The organism is Streptomyces sp. SPB074 (genome assembly GCF_000154905.1).
GTDB lineage: Bacteria > Actinomycetota > Actinomycetes > Streptomycetales > Streptomycetaceae > Streptomyces.
Window position 1 is genome coordinate 6,388,881 of record NZ_GG770539.1, and the last position, 6,355, is coordinate 6,395,235.

At 73.5% G+C, this 6,355-nt stretch carries 5 protein-coding genes and 2 pseudogenes; all 7 read left to right on the forward strand.

What is annotated here, in order from left to right:
* Positions 1–23: 23 nt before the first annotated feature.
* A pseudogene (locus SSBG_RS35900) lies at positions 24–212 on the forward strand (sugar ABC transporter ATP-binding protein); the annotation flags it as partial.
* 428 nt (positions 213–640) lie between these two features.
* A pseudogene (locus tag SSBG_RS35160) lies at positions 641–1,267 on the forward strand (ATP-binding cassette domain-containing protein); the annotation flags it as partial.
* 279 nt (positions 1,268–1,546) lie between these two features.
* Positions 1,547–2,587: an ABC transporter permease gene (locus SSBG_RS32905; protein WP_106429388.1), complete on the forward strand. Its 1,041-nt coding sequence runs from the start codon at positions 1,547–1,549 to the stop codon at positions 2,585–2,587.
* Positions 2,588–2,627: 40 nt separating this feature from the next.
* Positions 2,628–3,602, forward strand: a complete 975-nt coding sequence (locus tag SSBG_RS27320; protein WP_037872035.1) for a substrate-binding domain-containing protein — start codon at positions 2,628–2,630, stop codon at positions 3,600–3,602.
* The gene (locus SSBG_RS27325; protein WP_008749284.1) at positions 3,602–5,095 is read left to right on the forward strand and encodes a hypothetical protein; all 1,494 of its coding nucleotides are present in this window, start codon (positions 3,602–3,604) and stop codon (positions 5,093–5,095) included. The genes SSBG_RS27320 and SSBG_RS27325 overlap by 1 nt, the downstream gene beginning before the upstream one ends.
* Before the next feature lie 205 nt (positions 5,096–5,300).
* The gene (locus SSBG_RS27330) at positions 5,301–5,810 is read left to right on the forward strand and encodes a DUF5709 domain-containing protein (RefSeq protein WP_008749285.1); all 510 of its coding nucleotides are present in this window, start codon (positions 5,301–5,303) and stop codon (positions 5,808–5,810) included.
* Between the two features lie 101 nt (positions 5,811–5,911).
* Positions 5,912–6,172, forward strand: a complete 261-nt coding sequence (locus SSBG_RS27335) for a type B 50S ribosomal protein L31 (protein ID WP_008749286.1) — start codon at positions 5,912–5,914, stop codon at positions 6,170–6,172.
* Positions 6,173–6,355 lie beyond the last annotated feature (183 nt).

Below are 6,355 nucleotides of genomic sequence, written 5' to 3' on the forward strand. Positions count from 1 at the left end.
CCGTCCACCAGGAACTGAGCCTCGTGCCCGGGCTCAGCGTCACCGAGAACCTCCTCCTCGGCCACTACCCGCTGCGGCTCGGCACGTTCATCGACCGCCGCCGCGCCCACGCGCGGGCCCGCGAGGTCCTGGAGTCCGTCGGCTTCGGGGCGATCGACCCCCGTACCCGCGCCGGGGACCTCAGCATCGCGCGCCAGCAGATGACCGAGATCGCCAAGGCGCTCGCCGCGCCCGGCGGGCCGCCCCGCGTCCTCGTCCTGGACGAGCCCTCGGCCGTCCTCGCGGGCAGCGACCTCGACGCGCTCCACGCGCTCGTCCGCCGCCTCACCGTGCAGGGCGTCCTCGTCGTGTACGTGTCCCACCGCCTCGCCGAGATCAGCGAACTCGCCGACCGCGTCGTCGTCATCAAGGACGGCGTCGTCGTCGCCGAGACCACCCCCGCGCGCACCGACGAGCGCGAACTCGTCCGCCTCATGGCCGGGCGCAGCCCCGGAGCGCTCTACCCCGGGCGCCGCACCACCCCCGGCGAGGTGCTGCTCGACGTGCGGGACCTGAGCAGGCCGGGGGAGTTCGGGCCGGTCTCCTTCACGCTGCGGGCCGGGGAGATCACCGGGCTCTTCGGGCTCTCGGCGCCGGGCGCAGCGAACTCGCGCACTGCGTCTTCGGCGCCACCACCCCGGCCTCCGGGACGGTACGGGTCGCGGGCACCGCGCCGCGCGGCGGGCACTTCACCCGGCCCGCGCGGGCGATCCGCGCCGGGCTCGCCCTCGTCACCGAGGACCGCAAGCGCACCGGGCTCGTCCTCGGCCTCAGCACCGCCGAGAACATCGGCCTCACCACCCTGCCCACCGCGACCTGCGGCCCCTTCGTGGACACCGCCCGCCGCGGCGCCGACGCCGAACGGCTCTCCGCCCGACTGGACGTGCGCCCCGCCCATGCCGCCCGCCTGCCTGTCCAGGCGCTCAGCGGCGGCAACCAGCAGAAGGCCGTGCTCGCGAAGTGGCTCCTCACCGGGCCCCGCGTCCTCCTCCTGGACGAACCCACCCGGGGCGTGGACGCGGCGACCCGCGCCGAGATCTACCGGATGCTCGACGACCTCGCCCACGAAGGGCTCGCCGTGCTCCTCATCTCCTCCGACCTCGGCGAGGTCCTCGGCGCCTGCGACCGCGTCCTCGTCCTCCACGAGGGGCGCCTCGCCGCCGAACTCCCCGCCGAGGGCACCGCGCACGACACGGTGCTCGGCCACGCGATCGGCCACGCCGCGTGACCGGCCCGCCCGCGCCACCCTCGCCCCGCCCGCTCGCCCTCTGACCGCTCGCCCCCTGTCGCGCGCCCCCGGCGCGGCACCCGCACACCCGGAGCCGCGCCCGCGGTCCCGCCCGGCCCGTACGCACCGCCCGCGCCCGCCCGCCCGTACACCCCGCCTCCCGCGTACGCGCCCGCTCCCTCCCAGCGGCTCTTGGGGAAGAGCGGCTGGCGCCCCCGCCTCCCGCGTACGCGCCCGCTCCACCCGTACCCGAAAGCCCGCTCGCGAACGGACAGCCGCATGACCGGATCACACCTCGCCCCCTCGCCCGGGGACACCACCGCCGAAGCCAGGCCGCCCGCGCGGCGCCGGGCGCGGATCGTGGTGGCCGGGCGGGACCTGACCCTGGAGACGGGCCTGGTCCTCCTCCTCGTCGCCTTCGTCGTCGTCGCGGGAATTACGACCGACGCCTTCCTCACCGAGGCCAACCTCACCAATCTGCTCAAGCAGATGGTCACCACGGGCCTGCTGGCCTTCGGGATGCTGACCGTCATCCTCACCGGCGGCATCGACCTCTCGGTGGGTTCCGTCGTGGCCTTCGCGGGCATCCTGGCGGCCGGGCTCTCCAGCGGGCTCCCCGTGCCGCTCGCGATGCTTGTCGGGCTGCTCGCCGGACTCGGGGTCGGGCTGGTCAACGGGGTGCTCGTGGCCCGCTTCCAGCTCGCGCCCTTCGTCGTCGCCCTCGCCGCGCTCACCACCGTGCGCGGACTGACCTACGTCTACTCCGAGACCCCGGTGGGCCCGGAGAAGGAGTCCTTCTTCAAGCTCGGCTCCACCTCCGTCGGTCCGCTCCCCGTCTCTACACTGATCATGCTGCTCGTCTTCCTCGCGGGCGGCGTCTTCCTCAGCCGCACCCCGCCGGGACGCACCCTCACCGCGATCGGCGGCAACGTCGAGACCGTGCGCCTCGCCGGGATCGGCGTCCGCCGCCACCTCGTCCTCGCCTACGCGATCAGCGGGGCCTGCGCCGGGCTCGCCGGCGTCGTGCTGGCGAGCCGTGTCGGCATCGCGCAGCCCAGCGTCGGCACGGCCTTCGAACTCGACGCGATCGCCGCCTGCGTCATCGGCGGCGCCTCGCTCGCGGGCGGCAGGGGCTCGGTACGGGCCACCTTCGGGGGCGTCCTCGTCCTGGCCCTCGTCAACAACCTCCTCAACCTCTACGACGTGCAGAGCTTCTGGCAGCAGGTGCTCAAGGGGCTCGTCATCATCGCCGTCATCCTCGTCCAGCGCACCGGCCGGCTCCGCGGCGGGGCGGCGGCCCCCGCGAAGGCACGGTCCTGAACGGGCCGTCCGAGGCCGTCACGAAAGGGTTGTCATGATCATGAAGAACACGCACAGGGGTCTGTGCTCCGCGCTCGCCGCGGGCGCCCTCCTCCTCCCGCTCGCCGCCTGCTCCGAGGACGGTGCCGCGAGCGGCGGCAAGGGGGACGGCGACTACACCGTCGGAATGGCCAACTTCACGCTCTCCGGGCCCTACTTCGTCGGGATGGACAAGGCCGTCAAGGCGCGCGCGAAGAAGAAGGGCGTCGAGGTCGTCTCGACCGACGCGGGCGGCGACGCGGCGAAGCTCGCCTCCAACGTCGAGGACCTGCTGAGCAAGAACGTGGACGCCGTGATCATCTCCGGCGGCCCCCTCGAATCGGCGCCCGCCGTCCTCAACGCCCTCAAGTCGGCCGGCAAACCGGCGATCCTGGTCGACCGCAAGTTCCGCAGCGGGACCTACGCGAGCTGGATCGGCCCCGACAACGAGGCCATCGGGCGGCAGGACGGCGAATTCCTCGCCGCGAAGCTCGGCAAGGACGCCACCGTCGCGCTCATCAAGGGCGGCCCGGCGGACAACAGCATCGGCCTCGCCCGCACCACGGGCGTCAAGAAGGCTCTCGACGCCGCCGGCATCCGCATGGTCGAGGGGCCCGACTACGGCAACTGGGCCTCCGACGGCGGGCTCACCGTCATGGAGAGCCTGCTCGCCTCCCACAAGGACCTCGACGCCGTCTTCTGCGAGAACGACGCCATGTGCCTCGGCGCGCAGCGCGCCGTCAAGGACGCGGGCCGCGAGAAGGAGATCGTGCTCGCCGGGGTGGACGGCCAGGCCGAGGCGCTCCAGGCCATCGCCGCCGGGGGCAACTACCTCGTCACCGGCCTCAACGACGCCGACCAGATCGGCAGCCTCGGGCTCGACCGCGCGGTGGACATCCTCGACGGCAAGAAGCCCGAGAAGGACACCGTCGTGGACTCGCCCCAGGTGACCAAGGAGAACGCAGCCAAGTACCAGGACATGGAAGGGGAGTTCTGATGGACAGATCGAGCCGCACCGCCCCCCGCGCCACCGCACCGCCCGGACGCCCGCGCCGCCGCCGCACCCTCGGCCTCGTCCTCGCCGGGGTCCTGGCCCTCACCCCGTTCCTGGGCGCGCCCGGCAGCGCGGCGGGCGGCGGCGGCGACGGGCACGGCGGGCCCCGCCTCGACGGCTGGCGCCTGCTCCACTCCGAGAACTTCAGCGAGGCCCTGGACCCGGGCCGGGCCCCTTGGGTGCGCGACGCCTACGACAACCCCTTCGACACCGTCATGGACGACAGCGGGAAGTGGTACCACAACGACTACGGCGACGCCTGGGACGCGCAGCTCAACTCCTTCGCCACCTACCGCAAGGAGTTCGAGGTCGGCGAGGACGGCTGGCTCACCGCCTCCCTCTCCGCCCGCGACTGGGACAAGGACGGCACCATCGAGAAGCCGCCGTCCATCAGGAACGGCACCGCGGGCGGCTCCCCCGTCGCCGTGCTCGACGTGCCCGACCACACCGGCGGCGCCATCCTGCGGCCCACCAAGTCCCTGCCGAGCCGCTACCGCGTCGAGTACACGCTCAAGACCCTCGACTTCGGCGGCAAACGCAACGGCACCATCGAGTACGACAACAAGATCAACGGCTACTCCAAGGACGGCTGCAAGACGCAGCACCCCTGGGGCGAGGGCTCCCGCAGCCCCGGCTGGGACGGCGACGCCTCGGCCCCGTACTGCGCGTGGCAGGACGTCCGCGAGGGCCCGTACGCGTACAACGGCTTCCACTACCTCTCCATCGTGGACTGCGCCGATCCCGCGCCCCGCAACAACCACTTCTGGCACTACCGCCGCAAGGTCCTCATGGACTCCTTCGCCCAGCACCCCGACCGGGTGGGCACGGGCAGCGGGGGACGCGTGTGCAACGCGGCGGACGGCACCTACTACGACTACCGCGACAGCAGCTACAACACCGTCAACATGTGGATCTCCGGGCTCCCCGACTGGAACCCGGGCCGGGGCGGGGTCGCGGGGAACTCGCAGTGGTTCATGACGAGCTGCTCCGGCGGCGTCGCCGAGCAGCAGCTCTCCTCGGCCGCCGAGCTGCGACCGGAGCTGATGCCGGACGAGGACTACACCTTCGCCATCGAGCGCGACGCCACCGGCTACACCCTGGAGGCGAGCGGGAACTTCGCCCGCGCCGGGCGGCAGACCCTTCGCTTCCACCGGGACTTCGTCGTCGGCGACGACCCCGTCTGGCACTACAACGTCACCCCCGGCGAGTACGACGGCCGCTTCAACAACACCCTCACCCAGGGCCAGGGCCAGGGCCAGGACCAGGACCAGGACCAGCACGGCACCTCCGCCTGGCCCGACCAGTGGCCCAAGGGCTCCGCCTACCCCGACTCCTTCGTCATCGGCGACCTCTACACCAACGTCTACGAGGGCGACGCGAGCCTGACCGACGTGCGCCTCTACGTCCCCGACACCAAGAAGGGGCACCACAAGTAGCCTCCCTCGCACGTGACGCTCCGTAGCCGCGCACGGACCCCGCGAACGGGGTGCGTGCGCGGCCCCGCGCGGGGTACGGGGCCTCCCGTACGAGCCGCGCGGCCTCACCCGTTCGGCCCACGCGCGGTGGCCCGCGTCCCTGCGGCCCCCCACGCTGGCCGGGAGGCGCCGCTCGGCGTGCACCGATGACCGGGAGGTACCACTCGTGGACAGCGATGACACGGGCCGCGGCGACGACGTCTACCAGCCGGAGGCCACCGAGGAGCCGGGCGAGGACGAGGCCGTCCAGCTCGACTACGAGGACACCCTTCTCGACCCCGACGTGAGCGACCCGCTGGACGAGGGCTACTCGCCCCCCGAACGCCCGCTCGCCGTCGAGCGGGAGGGCACCACGCTCGCCGAGAGCGAGGAGGGCGAGACCCTCGACCAGCGCCTGTCCGAGGAGGTGCCCGACATCGGGGACCCCCAGGGCGACGGCCTCGGGGACGCCCTCGACACGGACGGCGAACTGCGCGACGACGAGGTGGGCGAGGATCGCTCCGGGCGGCTCGTCGCACCCGACGAGGGCCTCGGTCCCGACACCGAGAAGGACCTCGTCGCCTCCGACGTCGGCATCGACGGCGCGGCCGCCTCCGCCGAGGAGGCCGCCGTGCACGTCGTGGAGGACGACGAGAACGACCTCCCCGTGGACGAGGACCCCGACGAACTGCCCTGACCGCCTCGCGGGACGCACCTCCGATCCGCACCGCGTCCCGTATCCCGTAGTGCCGTACCGCGCACGGCCCGCGCAGGGCCTTCCCGTGAGGAGCCGCAACGATGCAGAAGGACAAGCAGCCCGACTACCACCCCGTCGTCTTCCGCGACCGGGCCGCCGGGTACGCCTTCCTGACCCGCTCCACCGCGACCAGCACCGAGACGGTCGACTGGGACGACGGCGAGACCTACCCCGTCATCGACGTCGAGATCTCCTCCGAGAGCCACCCCTTCTACACGGGGAAGGCGCGGGTGGTCGACAGCGAGGGCCAGGTCGCCAAGTTCCAGAAGCGCTACGGCGGCGAGGGCGGCGGCACCCGCTGAGCACGGGCCGCCCGGCGGCGCCGCGCGAGGGCACCGGCGCGTGCCGCCGGTTCGTCCCGCGCGGCGCCCGCGCGCTCGCCCTCGCCCTGCGCACCCTCGCGCTCGCCAGGCTCGCCCCGCGGCGCGCGCCGCACCACCCGCGCGTGCCCGCCGGGCGCCCGGCCCGCGCGAGCGCGGCGCCCG

Coding starts and splice junctions, on each gene's coding strand:
- SSBG_RS27325 (WP_008749284.1), top strand. CDS start 3,602: ATGGACAGATCGAGCCGCACCGCCCCCCGCGCCACCGCACCGCCCGGA.
- SSBG_RS27335 (WP_008749286.1), top strand. CDS start 5,912: ATGCAGAAGGACAAGCAGCCCGACTACCACCCCGTCGTCTTCCGCGAC.
- SSBG_RS32905 (WP_106429388.1), top strand. CDS start 1,547: ATGACCGGATCACACCTCGCCCCCTCGCCCGGGGACACCACCGCCGAA.
- SSBG_RS27320 (WP_037872035.1), top strand. CDS start 2,628: ATGAAGAACACGCACAGGGGTCTGTGCTCCGCGCTCGCCGCGGGCGCC.